Origin of the sequence: Fictibacillus solisalsi, assembly GCF_900103485.1 — a bacterium.
Classification (GTDB): Bacteria; Bacillota; Bacilli; order Bacillales; family Fictibacillaceae; genus Fictibacillus_C; species Fictibacillus_C solisalsi.
Genome location: NZ_FNHW01000001.1, coordinates 3,434,034 through 3,448,380 on the forward strand (window position 1 = coordinate 3,434,034; position 14,347 = coordinate 3,448,380).

Below are 14,347 nucleotides of genomic sequence, written 5' to 3' on the forward strand. Positions count from 1 at the left end.
CAACGGGCTTTTGTATACAAACCCGGTGTACTAGTCAGGGCCTGCCCTTCATATGCTTGTATGGAAACGGAGGGGTGGACAGCATGGATTTTTTAACAAGTGCCGTTGTTGGATTGATTGGTATTTTGGTCCTTACCGGACTGATTGGTTACACCCAGACAGGGTACCGGCTAAAAAAATGGATCAGAGAGCTGCAGGAGCTTGAAACCCAGACTGCTATGCAGCCGCGTTCCCGCTGGATCCAGCGTATATGTTCCGATTATCGCCAATATCATTTGTCTGGTGTATCGTCGCTGAATACACAAGCTTTAATCGAAAAACATCTTTTCCAGGAGCGCATTCCCGTGCTTGGAATCATGCGTGTTCCTGTGGGTAATATTCAAAAAGTCATGCAGCAGCTTCCCGCTTTTACAATCATACTCGGAGTGCTGGGTACTTTTATCGGCCTCACACTTTCCCTTCTTTCCATGCAGGATACACTGTTCCGTCTTGGAAATGCCGCGAGCGGGCCAACCATGACCATGAATTCGATCATTTCCTCGTTAACTGCTCCGTTTGAAGGAATGAGCGTTGCTTTTATTACGAGTATCGCAGGAATCGGAGGGGCTCTGATTCTCAACATTCTTCAAACCGGGTTCCTCTCCCGCGGCTCTTCCCTTACGTACCTTCAGGGAAAAGTCATGTCGGACTGTGAGGTTTATCTAGATCATGCCTTCAACAGCCTGTTATTGCAGGAAAAGCCCCAGGACTCAGCTGAACGTCTGCTCGACCGGCTTGCAGTGAAAATCGAGGAAAGCTTCCAGCGAAGTGTGGGTGAATTCGGCAGCTCCATGACCGAATTTACAGCCGGGCTGAAAACGGCCATGGAGGATGTAAAAGGCATTCTGCATGCGCAGCGGCTGCACAGCGAGTCATTTGCTGCTTCCACCGGCACACTCGAGCAATTCAGCTTTCAATTTCAAAAGACAATAGACAAACAAGACAGCATGCATAAGGCGGTGGATCAAAGCATCGGTGTCCTGACAACACAAATCAAATCATTTGAACAGCAGTTCCAAAAAGGGGTCGAACGCCAAAATGCGGGGCAGCAAAAGTTCGAGCAGCTGATCCAGCGATCGGATAAAATGCTTATCGAATCCCAGCGCCGTTCGGAAGAGTTCGCCGGCAACCTCACCAGGGTGATGCAGGAGCAGCTTCAGCATTATGTCAGTCAGCATGAAAACCTGGAAAACCGGCTCGGCCAGAAACAGGAAGAATGGTACTATCGGTATTCTGAAAAGCAAGGAGAGTACGGCAGAGCTGCCGCTGATTTTGCCTCTTCTGTACAACAGCTTGAAAAAGGATTTTATAATGCAGTTGAACATATCAAGAGAGATTTTGTGGAACAGATCCGCCACGTACTAGAAAGGGAAAGACAGCTCAGCCAGCAATCACAGCCTCAGCGCAATGACGACATGCGGGAGCTTGCCCGAACACTGGAGAACCTTTTTCATGGATTGTCACGTGACTTTACCAGCAGTAATCGGACGCTTGCGGACATGTACCATCTTCTTCAGCGTATGTACCAGGCAGCCGTGGACAATCAGACGGTCTATGATAACCGGGAACATGATGCAAGGCTCATCAGCTCGCACGAACCAAGAAGGCGGTGATGAATCATGCGCGCCCGTAAAGATGTTTTTGCTGAACAGCACCAGGAAGAAATCTATTGGCCCAGCTTTACCGACATGATGGCCATGATGGTGCTTATTATGATTTTCATCGCCATTCTTGCGTATGTCCAGAGCATATATAATGCGTATGACCAATCTCAGATCAAACAGGAGCTGCACCAGGTGGCCGATGTGAAAAAGCACATTTCGGACTTGATCGAAAAACAGCTTGAAAAAAATGTAGGGAAAGATAAAGTGGTCCGGGGACCGAACAATACCATTTCAGTCGAGGGCAATATTCTGTTTGATACAGGAAGCGCAGAGGTCAGCGATAAGGGGAAGAAGGTTCTTAACCCCCTGGCTGATGCGCTTGCGGCGATTATCGATGAAAAGGACATGAGCAAATATCTTTATATTATTCTGGTAGAGGGCCATACCGATTCCGTTCCGTATGACAACTGGTCCCTCTCTACAGAACGCGCTGTCGCCGTTGTAAAATACCTGGCAAAAGCCAACCCAAAACTTTCACGCCTTCCATATGCCCAGTATCTCGCCGCCACCGGATATAGCGAATATAAACCGATCGCCAAAGGCAGTTCACCTGCCGCTCTGCAAAAAAACCGACGGATCTCATTCCAGATCATTCTGGACGATAACAAATGGCAAAATAAACTCAAGGATATCGTGAATCAGCAGTAACCAAAAGCGAAAGGCACAACTGTCTTTCGTTTTTTTATATTCAGCCTCCGATTCGCTTAATCATCCTTTCAAGCCATGAGATATAACTTTTCTCCCGTTCCAGCGCCCGGCTAAGAACGAGATAATGGCCGAAATCCGGAGAAGAAAAGGAGATCGGCTCCTCTTTCCCTTCAAACTCCTGAAACCGTTCCTCCAGAAACACCACCGTTTGTTTCCTTTTCTCCAATTGATCTTCAAACAGCTGTTTGGCTTCTTCTGGTGACATGGAAGAAACAAAATATGCCTTCAGCATAAATTCATCTTTTTGCGTCTCCGGAATGGGGCTGTATTGGTTCATCCACTCATGCAGTTCCGTCTTCCCAAGTTCTGTAATGGAATACACTTTCTTTTCCAGCTTAGTCCCCTGGATGACGATTTGATATTCGACAAATCCCTCTTCTGTCAGCTTTTTCAATTCAGGATAAATCTGACTGTGTTTTGCGCTCCAAAAATGTCCAATCTCTTCTTTAAACTTACTGGTAATGTCATAGCCGCTTAGCCGGCCTTTATCCAATAAACCCAATATGGCGTATTTTAGCACTCTCATATTAGCCTCCACTCAAATGATTGACACTATTATACCATAGCGTTATATTTAATATGTAAATAATTACATGTTTATTAAAACGTAATAATGGAGTGCTGTTTTATGGATAACTTTATTGGAAGTCATATGATTTACACCTATGAAAACGGGTGGGAATATGAAATGTATATTAAGAATGAAAATACGATCGACTACCGTATTCATAGTGGAATGGTTGGCGGCCGCTGGGTCAGAAATCAGGAAGTCGGCATCGTTAAATTAACAGAGAATGTTTACAAAGTGTCATGGACCGAGCCGACGGGTACAGATGTAGCGCTGAACTTCATGCCAAAAGAAAAACGAATGCACGGGGTCATCTTCTTCCCAAAATGGGTTCATGAACATCCAGAAATTACGGTCTGTTATCAAAACGATCACATTGACCTTATGCATGAGTCCCGTGAGAAGTATGAAACCTATCCAAAATATGTGGTTCCTGAATTTGCAGATATCACATTTATTGAAAATGCCGGCGTAAACAATGAAAACGTGGTAGCTCAAGCTCCATACGAAGGAATGACTGACGATATTCGTGCCGGCAAACTTAACTGCTAAAATAAAAAAAACGAAGGGTGCTATCCCTTCGTTTTTTCTGTATTCAATATAAGCTGATAAAAGTGGACATCCTGCCACTGATCAAATTTATACCCTACTTCCTTCAAACAGCCAACAAATTCAAAGCCGAATTTTTTGTGCAGGTGAACACTTGATTCGTTTCCTCCCGTAATTCCTCCGATCACTGTATGGTAACCAAGATTGCGGGCCCTTTGAAGAATTTCCTTCATTAATTCTTTCCCAATTCCCTGGCCCCGAAATTCTGATGAGATATACAGAGACACTTCTGTCGTACGGGCATAGGCTTCCTTATCTCTGAAAGAGCTGAGAGAGCCATAGCCGGCAACCTTTCCGTCCACTTTGGCAACGATCAGCGGGAAGGCACCTCCGTATTTTTCAAACCATTTTTTTCGTTGCTCCAATGTTTGCTCCTCCAGATCAAAGGTAGCCGTCAATGTCCGGATGGCTTCATTATAAATATCCAACAACGCGGGTAAATCGCGAAGAAGTGCATCTCGAATATGTACCATGGTGTTACCTCCTGTGTAGAATCTTTCGCATCTCTATTACTTTATCAAAATTTACTTTTTCCAGACAAAATAAAAAGCGAAGGGAAATGATACCACCCCTCGCATGCGTTAAGATTTGTTTACTTGTGATGAAACCAAAAAGGCCTCCAGAATATATCGCTTAGGTGCTGAACCAATGTAATTAAACGGGTAGCAGGTGCTGACCGTCAAAACGGCACGCGGCTTCGGCACAATGATCGTCCGATCGTCTTTATCAACGATCCTGACCTTTCTTACTTTATAGGTGAAGGTGCCGGCAAACGTTGTCACTTCCAGCATATCTCCTTTGCCGACCTTTCCCAGGCTGCGAAATACCGTGTCACGGTGTCCTGACAAAACAGAATTGTCTTTTTCGCCGGGGAGTACACTTCCCTTATAATGTCCGACTCCCTTGGCCAGTTCATCCTCGTTTGTTCCATGGTAAATGGGGAGCTTGGCTTCAAGCTTTGGTATATAAAGAGTACCCATCTTCTCTCCGATTTCAGGTCTCTTTTTATATAGCGGTTTTTCTTTGGCAGGGACCGGATCATCCTTCATCACCTTGTCCGATTCCTTCCCCGTGGCAGCTTCCTTTTTATGCTGGGCATATGCTTTGGGCTCTACTTTTTCACCAGCGAAATATCCTTTGGAATACTCTATGAGGTATTTCGAAAAGATTCCGACACCCAGTATTATCATAATGATTGAAAAAGAAAGAAGAAGCCCTTTTTTCCGGCGTCTTCTTCCCATTTGATTTCTCCCGGTCATTTATGACAGCCTTGCTCTTCGGTATAAAAATAGTCCCGCTCCAATAATGGCCAGCCCTGCCAGCGCGCCATCCAGGTTGTTGGAATCCGTTTTAGGCAATTTTCCGCCATTTACGGTACGCGGTGTTTTGGCACTTGGTGCTTTAACCGGCTTTTGTGGTGCCGGTGCCATTGCATTTTCCACCGTTTTTGATACCTTATCCACTGTGCCTGAGCTTCCGGCTACCTCATCTGAAGTAATTCTCATATCTGCCAAAAGGTTGCCTTTCAAGTCATAAAGCTCGATTAAAAGGTAATCCCCCTCCAGCACGGTCATCTGCATAAGTTCCGCTGCCGTCACAGCTGTTTTCTTGTTCCCATCAACAATATAAAACTTGGCGTTCATTTTAAAGATGGACAGCAAATCTTCAAATGCCTGTCCAACCTGCTGAATCTGCGCCTTTGTTGGATGATCCGGATCAATGGCAGCCATCCGGTCCATTATGGACATTAATTGTTTTTCAGTTTCCGGGTTATTGAGATCCTTTTCAAGGGAAAGCAGATGGTTCATCAAATTATCGACCTCTTTTGGCGTCAGGTCAATTTCTGCCAAAGCATCCTGCATTTCCTTTTCGATGGCTGCAAGATCTTCTTCGCTTGGCATCTCATCTGAATCGGAGGAATCATCATACGCAAGAGTAGAGACAGCAAAATCAAGATCATCTACATAAATGTAATCTTCAATTTGTTCGCCATTCTTTGCCAACAGATCCTTTAGCTTCTGTTCGTTCAAATCATATTCGCTGTAGATTTCATTAAGGTTGCTGTTGTCGCTTTTGATCACAGGCCCCAAGAAATTTTTTAGTTCTTCCACTGTGTTAAAATCCGAAAGGCTGCTGTCGGCATAATCGGAAAGGTAGTTCTCATAGTCTTCTTTGCTAATTTCATAGCCGCGTTCCTTGCTTATTTCTGCTAGATAGGCCGTAAGATCTGTATCCTTTACCGCCGCAAATGCATTTGCAGGCAAGAAGTAAAAGGTTAAGAGAACAGCCAGCATGCTTAATAAAATCTTCTTCATTCGTTCCTCCTGAATATGTTTTAGTTTCCTAATCCTAGTATAGATTATTACAGTTTTATTACATGGTTCTTTAGACCTATTTAATAGGTAAATGCTTGGTAAAATAAGCCAGGAAGGAACCTTGAAAAAGGCAAAAAAAAAAGCCGCCTCTTAAGGAAGCGGGGACAAAAAGATATATAAAAAAGGGGGTACTTCTATCATTCCCGAAATCTCGTTTTTTATCCCTCATTTTAAAAAAAGTTTTATAGTTTTTTTATGTCTTCAAATCAGGCAAACCGGGTATGACTAGTAAGGCAGGCAGTGGATAGAAAGGAGAATGTTCGTTGCGTTATTTTATTAATATGAATAGAGAGTTTAAAGAGGAATTCGGCAGAGTCTATACCTTTGATCCCACCCAATGCCGGGAAAAGGAAGAAGAAATTGAATTAATGAACGAGCTGGATACCAAGGACATTGGCAAGCCTTATATCTTTCCCAAGAATTCAGTTGCGGAAATTACAAAGGATGAGTATGACCAGTTGATATCAGCTATACAGTCAGGAGTGGAAGGTGCCGACACCCGTGAGGAAATCCTCGCCAAATATTCAAGAGATTGACCGCTTGCAAGAGCGGTTTTTCTTTTTCCTCACATCGGACTATTGCGGAGTACAGCACAAGTATGGCAAACATGGTTTTCAATCCATAAAAATAGTTCTTAGCTCACGTTTACGTAAACGTTAATAGATGGTACCATTGCACTTGCATCATTAAATCATGCAAGGAGATGTTAGTATGTGTGGTATTGCAGGCTGGGTTAACTGGTCAGAAGATATTTCTCAACAACAATCCATTTTGCGGGATATGACAGGAGCGATTGAACATCGCGGACCTGATGCAGATGGTTTTTGGTTTTCACCTCGTGCCGTTTTTGGCCATCGACGCCTGATCGTTATTGATCCAAAAGGCGGACTGCAGCCGATGCTTCATGAGCAAGGCAATCAAACCCTCGCGTTAACCTATAATGGTGAGATTTACAATTTTCTAGAGTTAAAAAAGGAACTGGAGGGACGCGGGCATTCCTTCCGCACCCAATCCGATACAGAAGTTCTCCTTCATTCTTATATGGAATGGGGAGAAGAATGTGTGGATCATCTGAATGGAATTTTTGCATTTGCCATCTGGGATAAAAAAAGACAGAAACTTTTTTTGGGCAGGGACCACCTTGGTGTGAAGCCTCTCTTTTATGCCCAAAGAGGAAATTCCATTATTTTTGGTTCCGAGCTGAAAGTGCTCCTCGCCCACCCGGACATTCAGCCGGAGGTCGATAAACAAGGCCTTGCAGAAGTGTTTGCCCTTGGACCTATGCGAACACCAGGTGTGGGTGTCTTTAAAGATGTAAAAGAAGTACGTGCGGGGCACAGCATCACATTTACAAGCAATCAAACGGAGGTACGCCAATATTGGAAGCTCGAAAGTAAAGAGCATACCGATACTGTAGAAGAAACCGCCGAAAAAATTCAGGCCTTGCTGGAAGATACGGTAAACCGCCAGTTGATTGCAGATCTTCCGCTTGTTTCCATGCTTTCGGGCGGACTGGATTCCAGCGGTCTGACCGCATTGGCAGGAAGAGATTATAAAGAGGCAGGAAAAATTCTTCACACCTATTCGATCGACTTTGCCAACAGCGCAGAGCACTTCCAAACGGATCTTCTCCACCTGGGACTTGATGAACCATGGGTTAAACGTGTTTCAGAGCACGTAGGAACTGAACACCATTCCACTGTCCTTGGCGCCAATGATTTGCTTGATAACTTCTTAAAACCGATGTATGCAAGGGATCTCCCAGGACTCGGAGAAATGGAGACGTCTCTCTACTTACTGTTCAGAGAGATGAAAAAGGATGCCACGGTTGCATTATCCGGTGAATCCGCAGATGAGGTCTTCAGCGGGTATCCCTGGTTCCATCAAGATGAATTCCTGAACGGCACCACGTTCCCCTGGCGCCAGAGCAGAGGCTATTTCTCCAACATTCTTTCAGACGAAGCCACTCGTGCCATTCAGCCCGAGGCTTATGCAGACCGCCGTTATCAGGAAGCGCTGGCCGAGGTTCCGGCACTGGAGGGTGAAAGTGAAATCGGCGTCAAACAGCGCCGGATGTCATACCAGTTTATCACCCGCTTCCTTCCGTTCATGCTCGACCGTAAAGACCGCATGAGCATGGCCGTCGGTTTTGAGGTGCGTGTGCCATTCTGTGACTATCGTTTGGTGGAATATCTTTGGAACGTTCCATGGGAAGTCAAAAGCGTGGATAATATCGAAAAGGGAATACTTCGCCGTGCGTTGAGAGGCTACCTTCCAGATGATGTTAGAAACCGCCGGAAAAGTGCGTATCCAACCGCACAGGATCCTGTTTACTTTGGAGGAATCAAGAACTGGCTGCTGGACATCGTAAATGACAGCAATTCACCGGTTAATTCCCTGGTTGACACTTCGAAAATCAGAGCCATTGCAGAGGGAAAAACAGGGATCAGCGAAGGTCAGGCCACGAAGCTGATGGAATATATAATTCACGTCAACACATGGCTGAAAGACTATCATATCAAGCTTGTATAACGGTAAAAAGCACGCCCGCAAGGGGCGTGCTTTTTTATCAATTATTGATCAGACTTTTCAGCATCTGTACCTGTTTCTTTTGTTTCGCTGTCAGTGCTTGTCTGGTCTGCCTTTTTCTCGTCATCTACCTTCTGTTCTGTTTCTGTGCTGGAATCCTGTTTTTCGGTGTCGCTGTTGCTGTTACAAGCTGTCATTAACATAATCGCCAAAAGAGAAGCCCCAATTTTCATTAAAAAGCTTTTGTTCATCCCATCGTTCTCCCTTCGATCAGTTCAGATTGGAACCGCCCCGCCACACCTGATCATCAGCGGTTCTATCCTTACTATATCAAGAAAAAACAGGGTATAAGCCCGATTTACCAATACCTTACACAGGCTTTACAGTAGGTTAAAGTTATTGATACGCGCTTAAAAAAAGGCGGCAAAAAAGGCCGTAAACCGCTGTTTAACAATTGTTTACCGGCCCCCTCTTTACTTTATCTCCCCACTGCAAATGTTATCTCAGCATCCATGGCAAGTTCTCCGTCAACAGTAGCTGTCACTTTGCCTTTGCCGATTCCCCTGCGGATTTGAAGCAGCTCCACTTCCATTAAAAGCGTGTCTCCCGGTCTTACCTGACGCTTCCATCTCACTTTATCTGCCCCGGCAAACATAGCAATCTTACCTTTGTATTCTTCCATGGAAAGAAGAGCAACCGCACCTGTTTGCGCACAGGCTTCCAATGTCATTACGCCGGGAAAGATATTATAGTCCGGGAAGTGACCATTAAAGACTTCTTCATTCGCAGTGATGTTTTTCTTGCCGACCGCGCGTTTTCCCGGCTCCAGTTCTTCAATCGTATCCAGCAATAAAAACGGATAGCGGTGGGGAATGATTTCTTTAATTTGTTCAATGTTTAATTTCATGGAAATGACTCCTTTACCTCTACTTACGTAGTTAGCTTTCTATGTGTCTCTGCACATTATACATGATTGAAAAAGGTTAATCCAATGGCTCAAAAAAAGAGGGCTCACAGCCCCCTCCTATCTTCTATGTGTCACTTATTATTTTTTTTGGTTAATCAAATCGGAAATATGCGTCCAGGTTTCCTTCTTGAAGACATCCCCAGCTTTCCCGTCGCCTACCACGGAATAGCCGATAATTGCCCCAGCCACAAGACAAACCACCATTAAAGCAGCAATAACAATCAAGCGAAGCCAAATCGGAAAGTGCCGTCTTCTTGATTTTACGGTTTCCGTCTCTTGCTTCTTGCTTTCTTGAGGATTAGGTTTCTTTGCCTTTACCGCTTCCTTCTGTTTGGATTCTGCTATTTTATTTTTACGGTACTCTTCCCTGCTGAGTTCGTTTGCCATCTTTTCATCACCTGTTAACGAATTCCGTTGACCAGTCCCATCATTTGATCCGCCATTGTAATGGTGCGGGCGTTAAATTGGTAGGACCGCTGCATATTGACGATCTCCGTCATTTCATTGCCTACATTCACATTGGACATTTCAAGAGCGCCCTGCTTCAAGGCCGTGTTGCCCGGGTTTGCAGCCCGTACCACTTGATTGGTGTTTACACCAGCCGGAATTCTAAAATTATGCCCCGCCGCGATAAACTGCTGGGGATGGACGGCTTCAACCAGTGCCAATCGGCCGCTGTTGATGATCCTTCCATTATCTAACGTTACCGAAAGATTCCCGTTTTGTCCAATAGAAATTTCTTTATAATTCTCAGGAATACGAATCGGCCCATTTTGGCCGATCACCGCATTGCCGTCTGAAGTAACCAGATCAAGCTGCCCCTTGGCGCTGCCCGGCTTCAGATAAAACGCTCCATCCCTCGTATATTCAATACTGTCTTCACCGTCCGTAACCGGCCCCTGAACTTGAAAAAACAATTCGGGTCTTATCAGTGCAAGATCAAGCTGGCGGTCTGTTGTTTTCAATGCCCCCATCTCAAGATTTAATCCGGTAGTGCCAACTCTTGCTCCACTGCCCGAGCGGATTCCTGTGGGTGTAAGCCGTCCCTTTTCATTCCGTCCGTCGAGTTTATTGTTGATCTGCTGAAACAACAGGTCGGAAAACTGAACATCTCTTGATTTAAAGCCCGTGGTATTGCTGTTTGCCATATTATCGGCTGTTGTATCCAGTTTGTGCTGAAGCTGCCCCATCGTTACCGATGCATTAATCATGGATGTGTTCACTAACGTATCCTCCTATCAGATTCTCCCTACTTCATTTGCCGCTTTTTCCATGCTCCGGTCATATGCCTGAAGTACTTTCTGATTGGCTTCAAATGAACGGTACGCCGACATCATATCCGTCATGGCCTGCTCAGCGTCCACGTTGGAACGCTCAATAAACCCCTGCTTAACCTGAAAGCCTGTCCCCGTATATACAGCAGCTGAACCAGGCTGTGTAAGCCTGAACAGGCCGTCTCCCTCCTTAACGAGGTCCATTGGATTCGAAATCAGTGAAACACCAATCCTGCCTGCCTTACGGCCCTGATCGAAGATCGTTCCATCCGGGCTGACCGTGAAATTCTCACTTGATACTGAAATCGGGTTTCCTTTCTCATCCAGTACAATGTTCCCCTCTGCAGTCACCAGTTGATTAGCGGTATCCACCGTAAAATGCCCGTTTTTTGTGTATCTTGTCTCTCCGTCTTTCGTCTCAATGGTATAAAACAGCGAGCCGGGTTTTCCGGTTTGCCGGTCCACGGGCAAGGAGCCCTGCAAAATGGCGAGATCGGTCCCTACACCCGTTTCCTGCAGATCTCCCTGAACAAAATTAGGTACTGCCTCTTGTACATAAACACCTGTGGCCAGGTTCCCAATCGGCCGTTGCCCAGCCTTTTGGCCTGCCACGCCCTCAGTGCCTCCCATTTGCTGCAGCAGCATAGTTGGAAACGTCCTCAGTGATGTTTGGTCGGCTTTATAGCCAGGTGTATTCATGTTGGCAATGTTGTTGCTCAGCATTTCCTGCCGCCGCTGCTGAGCAATCATACCGGCCGCTGCTGTATAAAATCCTCTCAGCATACTCGAGCCTCCTCTTTCCGAACAATCTGTATACGTATAGTATCGGCAGGTTTTTTTCAATGTGAAGGAAAATGACAAAAGCCCGCCTTTTTTGGCGGGCTTACATTGTCATTTATTTAAATCTTCGTTTTGGCAATTTATCCATATGTTCGAGCATGAGCCCCGTTCCATTGGCCACCGCTTTCATCGGCTCTTCCGCGATAAAAATCGGAACCCTCAATTCTTGTGCAAATAATTGATCAATTCCGTGCAGCAGAGCTCCGCCGCCCGTCAGAATAATACCGCGGTCAATAATATCCGCTGATAATTCAGGCGGTGTTTTTTCAAGCACACTTTTTGCCGCATGCACCATCATCATAACCGGCTCAAGCAGCGCCTGGGTAATTTCTTCCGAGCGAATGGTAATGGTACGCGGCAGCCCGGAAACCATGTCCCGGCCCCGGATATCCATTTCTTCATCCCGTGCTCCAGGGAATACAGTAGCCACATTCAGTTTAATGCTTTCCGATGTTCTTTCCCCGATCAGAAGCTTGTATTCTTTCTTTATATAATTCAAGATTTCGCCGTCCAGCTTGTCCCCTGCCATTTTTAACGAAGAGGCAGTGACGATATCCCCCATGGACAAAACAGCCACATCCGTTGTTCCTCCACCGATATCAACGACCATATTGCCGCTTGGCTGAAAAATGTCCATTCCAGCACCAACAGCTGCCACTTTTGGTTCTTCTTCCAAATAAATCGACTTGCCGCCGCACTTCTCGGCTGCTTCCCGTATCGCTTTTTGTTCTACAGAGGTAATGTTTGCAGGGGTGCATATCAGTATTCTCGGTTTAGTAAACATGCCCTTTACATTTATTTTATTAATAAAATGTCTTAACATTTGCTCTGTTACTTCAAAATCAGCAATCACGCCATCTTTCAACGGGCGGATGGCCACGATGTTGCCTGGAGTACGCCCCACCATTCTTCGGGCTTCTTCACCGACAGCCAGCACTTTTCCCGTGTTTGTGTCGATGGCAACCACAGACGGCTCATCCAGTACAATACCCTTGCCTTTTACATAAATCAATACATTGGCCGTACCGAGATCAATACCAACATCCCTTGAAAACATTCATAAATCCTCCCTGTAGGTTTCAACCATTACATTTTACAAATTTCGTCAATTTTCGAATTTCTATCCAATAAAACATTCTATCATAACTTTTGTTGAACCGGGAAAAAATATGTTAATTTTTTAAGACATTTTCTTTTGCATAACTCAGCGGCATGCAAGATGCATGCCGCTTTCAGGTGAGCCTTCTTATTGGACGACTTCCTCCGCTCCTTTTTTGTATTTTACTCGTGTTGCCTCACCGCCCCGCAAATGTCTGATGGACTTGTGATACTCCAGAATCTCTTTTACATTGTTGGCCAAATCCGGATTAATCTCAGGTAATCGTTCCGTCAGATCTTTATGAACGGTGCTTTTCGAGACACCAAATTCTTTTGCGATCATACGCACGGTTTTTCTTGTCTCCACGATATACCTTCCTATCTTGATGGTTCGTTCTTTGATGTAATCGTGCACACCACTCGCCTCCCCAAATTGGATGTGAGAGATGCGATAGAGACTTCTATGTTCAAGCTACGCGACCTGTCCTTGTGTGTGGTTTTCATGATGTTTAGAGTGTCCCGTCCCCTTCTCACCGCAGCCATACTACGTCTTCTCACCGCTCACCCTCAAAAGAATTGTAGGTTTTGTAACATCTTATTAAGACGAACGGACATATATGCCAAAATCTCAACTGGGACAAGGAGAAAAGCTGAGGCAGGCGTTAAGAGGCGATCAGCATTGGAAGGCTTTTTCATAATCGCAGGACTGCCAAAGCAACAAATAAGCAGCCTGCGCTAAGCAGGCTGCCTACCATTTTCCTCAATTGTCATTGGCTGAGGATTCTTTTGTATTTTCGCTTGTCGAAGAAGATTCTTTTTCTTTGTTTTGCTCAGGAGCTGCGCTGCTGTCTTTTGCAGCATCCGACTTTCCTTTTTCAACGGAAGCTTTTTCATCTTTTTTGCTTGCTTGTTCTTGCTTGTCCACTTGCTTCTCGATTTGGGAAGCAGACTGGTTCCACGCTGATACGGGGTCAACGGCGATTCCGTCTTTGCGGATTTCAAAGTGAGCATGGATTTTAGCATCCTTGTCATACAGGTTCTGGCCGGCAGCACCAACAACTTCACCTTGATTTACCATGTCGCCTTCTTTTACCTTAACGGAAGCAAGCGAAGAGTAGTGGGTGATTAAGCCGTTTGCATGTTCAACCTCTACCACATAGCCAAGCTCAGGGTCTTTCACCGATTTTGTAACATTACCACTCATTGCAGCAGTGACATCAAACGTTTTTCCGCTCTCTGTAGCCAGGTCGATTCCTTTGTTTTGGTAGTAGATATTATTATAAAATACGAGAGCAGCTTCTTGTTCTTTTGCTGATGCATCCGGGTTAAAGAATTCCTTTTTGATGGTTACGCTTTTTGGATCCTTGGCCGGCATTTTGAAAACTTCCTTGGAAACGCTGACCGGTACTGCTTTATCATTATTTTGGAAAGCACCATTCGGCGTCTCTTTAGAATTGGAAGCATCGTTTTGATACCAAAGCACAGAAGCCAGAACGACAGCAGCAAATACGAGATAGATTGCGGGATATACCCAACGTTTTTTCATGAATTTCCCCATTCTCCTCCCTTTTAGAGGAACTGTTTTTTGGGTTTGTTTTTCTTCATCTTTCATTTTTATCATCACCTCAGCAATCATTCTGAACAGAATTCAGAAAATATATACTTTGGCATGAAAA

The 14,347-nt window shown here is 45.1% G+C and carries 17 protein-coding genes; 5 read left to right on the forward strand and 12 right to left on the reverse strand.

Annotation, left to right across the window (positions count from 1 at the left end):
• The first annotated feature begins 83 nt into the window (after positions 1-83).
• Both BLT53_RS17175 and BLT53_RS17180 read left to right on the forward strand, forming a co-directional pair.
• Positions 84-1,652, forward strand: a complete 1,569-nt coding sequence (locus BLT53_RS17175) for a hypothetical protein (RefSeq protein ID WP_090236528.1) — start codon at positions 84-86, stop codon at positions 1,650-1,652.
• A 6-nt stretch (positions 1,653-1,658) separates the two neighbouring features.
• Positions 1,659-2,351, forward strand: coding sequence for an OmpA/MotB family protein (locus tag BLT53_RS17180; protein WP_090236529.1), 693 nt, complete (start codon positions 1,659-1,661; stop codon positions 2,349-2,351).
• A gap of 40 nt (positions 2,352-2,391) precedes the next feature.
• Here the strand turns inward: BLT53_RS17180 and BLT53_RS17185 are convergent, their stop codons facing one another.
• Complete coding sequence (locus BLT53_RS17185) at positions 2,392-2,937, reverse strand: PadR family transcriptional regulator (RefSeq protein ID WP_090236531.1); 546 nt, start codon at positions 2,935-2,937, stop codon at positions 2,392-2,394.
• Between the two features lie 102 nt (positions 2,938-3,039).
• On the opposite strand from BLT53_RS17185, the gene BLT53_RS17190 reads away from it, so the two are divergent.
• Positions 3,040-3,531, forward strand: coding sequence for a phenolic acid decarboxylase (locus BLT53_RS17190; protein ID WP_090236533.1), 492 nt, complete (start codon positions 3,040-3,042; stop codon positions 3,529-3,531).
• A 20-nt stretch (positions 3,532-3,551) separates the two neighbouring features.
• On the opposite strand, the gene BLT53_RS17195 is transcribed toward BLT53_RS17190, so the two are convergent.
• From BLT53_RS17195 to BLT53_RS17205, 3 genes are all read right to left on the reverse strand, one after another.
• Positions 3,552-4,061: a GNAT family N-acetyltransferase gene (locus BLT53_RS17195; RefSeq protein ID WP_090236540.1), complete on the reverse strand. Its 510-nt coding sequence runs from the start codon at positions 4,059-4,061 to the stop codon at positions 3,552-3,554.
• Positions 4,062-4,169: 108 nt separating this feature from the next.
• Entirely contained in the window at positions 4,170-4,829 is a 660-nt protein-coding gene (locus BLT53_RS17200) for a class D sortase (protein WP_244520448.1), read from the reverse strand.
• Positions 4,830-4,847: 18 nt separating this feature from the next.
• Positions 4,848-5,903 carry a processed acidic surface protein gene (locus BLT53_RS17205; protein WP_090236542.1) on the reverse strand — a complete coding sequence of 352 codons (1,056 nt, stop codon included), beginning with the start codon at positions 5,901-5,903 and terminating at the stop codon, positions 4,848-4,850.
• Positions 5,904-6,226: 323 nt separating this feature from the next.
• On the opposite strand from BLT53_RS17205, the gene BLT53_RS17210 reads away from it, so the two are divergent.
• Both BLT53_RS17210 and asnB read left to right on the forward strand, forming a co-directional pair.
• A complete protein-coding gene (locus BLT53_RS17210) occupies positions 6,227-6,499 on the forward strand; it encodes a hypothetical protein (RefSeq protein WP_090236543.1) in 273 nt (90 codons plus the stop codon).
• A gap of 175 nt (positions 6,500-6,674) precedes the next feature.
• On the forward strand, positions 6,675-8,495 hold the full coding sequence (gene asnB, locus BLT53_RS17215; RefSeq protein ID WP_090236545.1) for an asparagine synthase (glutamine-hydrolyzing): 1,821 nt from the start codon (positions 6,675-6,677) through the stop codon (positions 8,493-8,495).
• Positions 8,496-8,536: 41 nt separating this feature from the next.
• Here the strand turns inward: asnB and BLT53_RS17220 are convergent, their stop codons facing one another.
• The 8 genes from BLT53_RS17220 to spoIIQ all read right to left on the reverse strand — a co-directional run bounded on the left by BLT53_RS17220 (position 8,537) and on the right by spoIIQ (position 14,307).
• A complete protein-coding gene (locus tag BLT53_RS17220; protein WP_090236547.1) occupies positions 8,537-8,743 on the reverse strand; it encodes a hypothetical protein in 207 nt (68 codons plus the stop codon).
• A gap of 227 nt (positions 8,744-8,970) precedes the next feature.
• Positions 8,971-9,399 carry a 3-hydroxyacyl-ACP dehydratase FabZ gene (gene fabZ, locus BLT53_RS17225; RefSeq protein WP_090236549.1) on the reverse strand — a complete coding sequence of 143 codons (429 nt, stop codon included), beginning with the start codon at positions 9,397-9,399 and terminating at the stop codon, positions 8,971-8,973.
• A gap of 138 nt (positions 9,400-9,537) precedes the next feature.
• Positions 9,538-9,846 (reverse strand): DNA-directed RNA polymerase subunit beta, encoded by a 309-nt coding sequence (locus BLT53_RS17230; protein WP_090236550.1) that lies wholly within the window; start codon positions 9,844-9,846, stop codon positions 9,538-9,540.
• 14 nt (positions 9,847-9,860) lie between these two features.
• Entirely contained in the window at positions 9,861-10,682 is an 822-nt protein-coding gene (locus BLT53_RS17235) for a flagellar hook-basal body protein (RefSeq protein WP_090236552.1), read from the reverse strand.
• Between the two features lie 15 nt (positions 10,683-10,697).
• On the reverse strand, positions 10,698-11,516 hold the full coding sequence (locus tag BLT53_RS17240) for a flagellar hook-basal body protein (RefSeq protein ID WP_090236553.1): 819 nt from the start codon (positions 11,514-11,516) through the stop codon (positions 10,698-10,700).
• 112 nt (positions 11,517-11,628) lie between these two features.
• Entirely contained in the window at positions 11,629-12,630 is a 1,002-nt protein-coding gene (gene mreB, locus BLT53_RS17245; RefSeq protein WP_090236555.1) for a rod shape-determining protein, read from the reverse strand.
• 189 nt (positions 12,631-12,819) lie between these two features.
• Entirely contained in the window at positions 12,820-13,086 is a 267-nt protein-coding gene (gene spoIIID / locus BLT53_RS17250) for a sporulation transcriptional regulator SpoIIID (RefSeq protein WP_026677325.1), read from the reverse strand.
• A 345-nt stretch (positions 13,087-13,431) separates the two neighbouring features.
• The gene (spoIIQ, locus tag BLT53_RS17255; protein ID WP_486599177.1) at positions 13,432-14,307 is read right to left on the reverse strand and encodes a stage II sporulation protein SpoIIQ; all 876 of its coding nucleotides are present in this window, start codon (positions 14,305-14,307) and stop codon (positions 13,432-13,434) included.
• Positions 14,308-14,347: the final 40 nt, after the last annotated feature.

Bases quoted from the DNA above. Each gene is read 5' to 3' on its own strand.
- BLT53_RS17175 (WP_090236528.1), top strand. From the start codon at position 84: ATGGATTTTTTAACAAGTGCCGTTGTTGGATTGATTGGTATTTTGGTC.
- BLT53_RS17180 (WP_090236529.1), top strand. From the start codon at position 1,659: ATGCGCGCCCGTAAAGATGTTTTTGCTGAACAGCACCAGGAAGAAATC.
- BLT53_RS17185 (WP_090236531.1), bottom strand. From the start codon at position 2,937: ATGAGAGTGCTAAAATACGCCATATTGGGTTTATTGGATAAAGGCCGG.
- BLT53_RS17190 (WP_090236533.1), top strand. From the start codon at position 3,040: ATGGATAACTTTATTGGAAGTCATATGATTTACACCTATGAAAACGGG.
- BLT53_RS17195 (WP_090236540.1), bottom strand. From the start codon at position 4,061: ATGGTACATATTCGAGATGCACTTCTTCGCGATTTACCCGCGTTGTTG.
- BLT53_RS17200 (WP_244520448.1), bottom strand. From the start codon at position 4,829: ATGGGAAGAAGACGCCGGAAAAAAGGGCTTCTTCTTTCTTTTTCAATC.
- BLT53_RS17205 (WP_090236542.1), bottom strand. From the start codon at position 5,903: ATGAAGAAGATTTTATTAAGCATGCTGGCTGTTCTCTTAACCTTTTAC.
- asnB (WP_090236545.1), top strand. From the start codon at position 6,675: ATGTGTGGTATTGCAGGCTGGGTTAACTGGTCAGAAGATATTTCTCAA.
- BLT53_RS17220 (WP_090236547.1), bottom strand. From the start codon at position 8,743: ATGAACAAAAGCTTTTTAATGAAAATTGGGGCTTCTCTTTTGGCGATT.
- fabZ (WP_090236549.1), bottom strand. From the start codon at position 9,399: ATGAAATTAAACATTGAACAAATTAAAGAAATCATTCCCCACCGCTAT.
- BLT53_RS17230 (WP_090236550.1), bottom strand. From the start codon at position 9,846: ATGGCAAACGAACTCAGCAGGGAAGAGTACCGTAAAAATAAAATAGCA.
- BLT53_RS17240 (WP_090236553.1), bottom strand. From the start codon at position 11,516: ATGCTGAGAGGATTTTATACAGCAGCGGCCGGTATGATTGCTCAGCAG.
- mreB (WP_090236555.1), bottom strand. From the start codon at position 12,630: ATGTTTTCAAGGGATGTTGGTATTGATCTCGGTACGGCCAATGTATTG.
- spoIIQ (WP_486599177.1), bottom strand. From the start codon at position 14,307: ATGATTGCTGAGGTGATGATAAAAATGAAAGATGAAGAAAAACAAACC.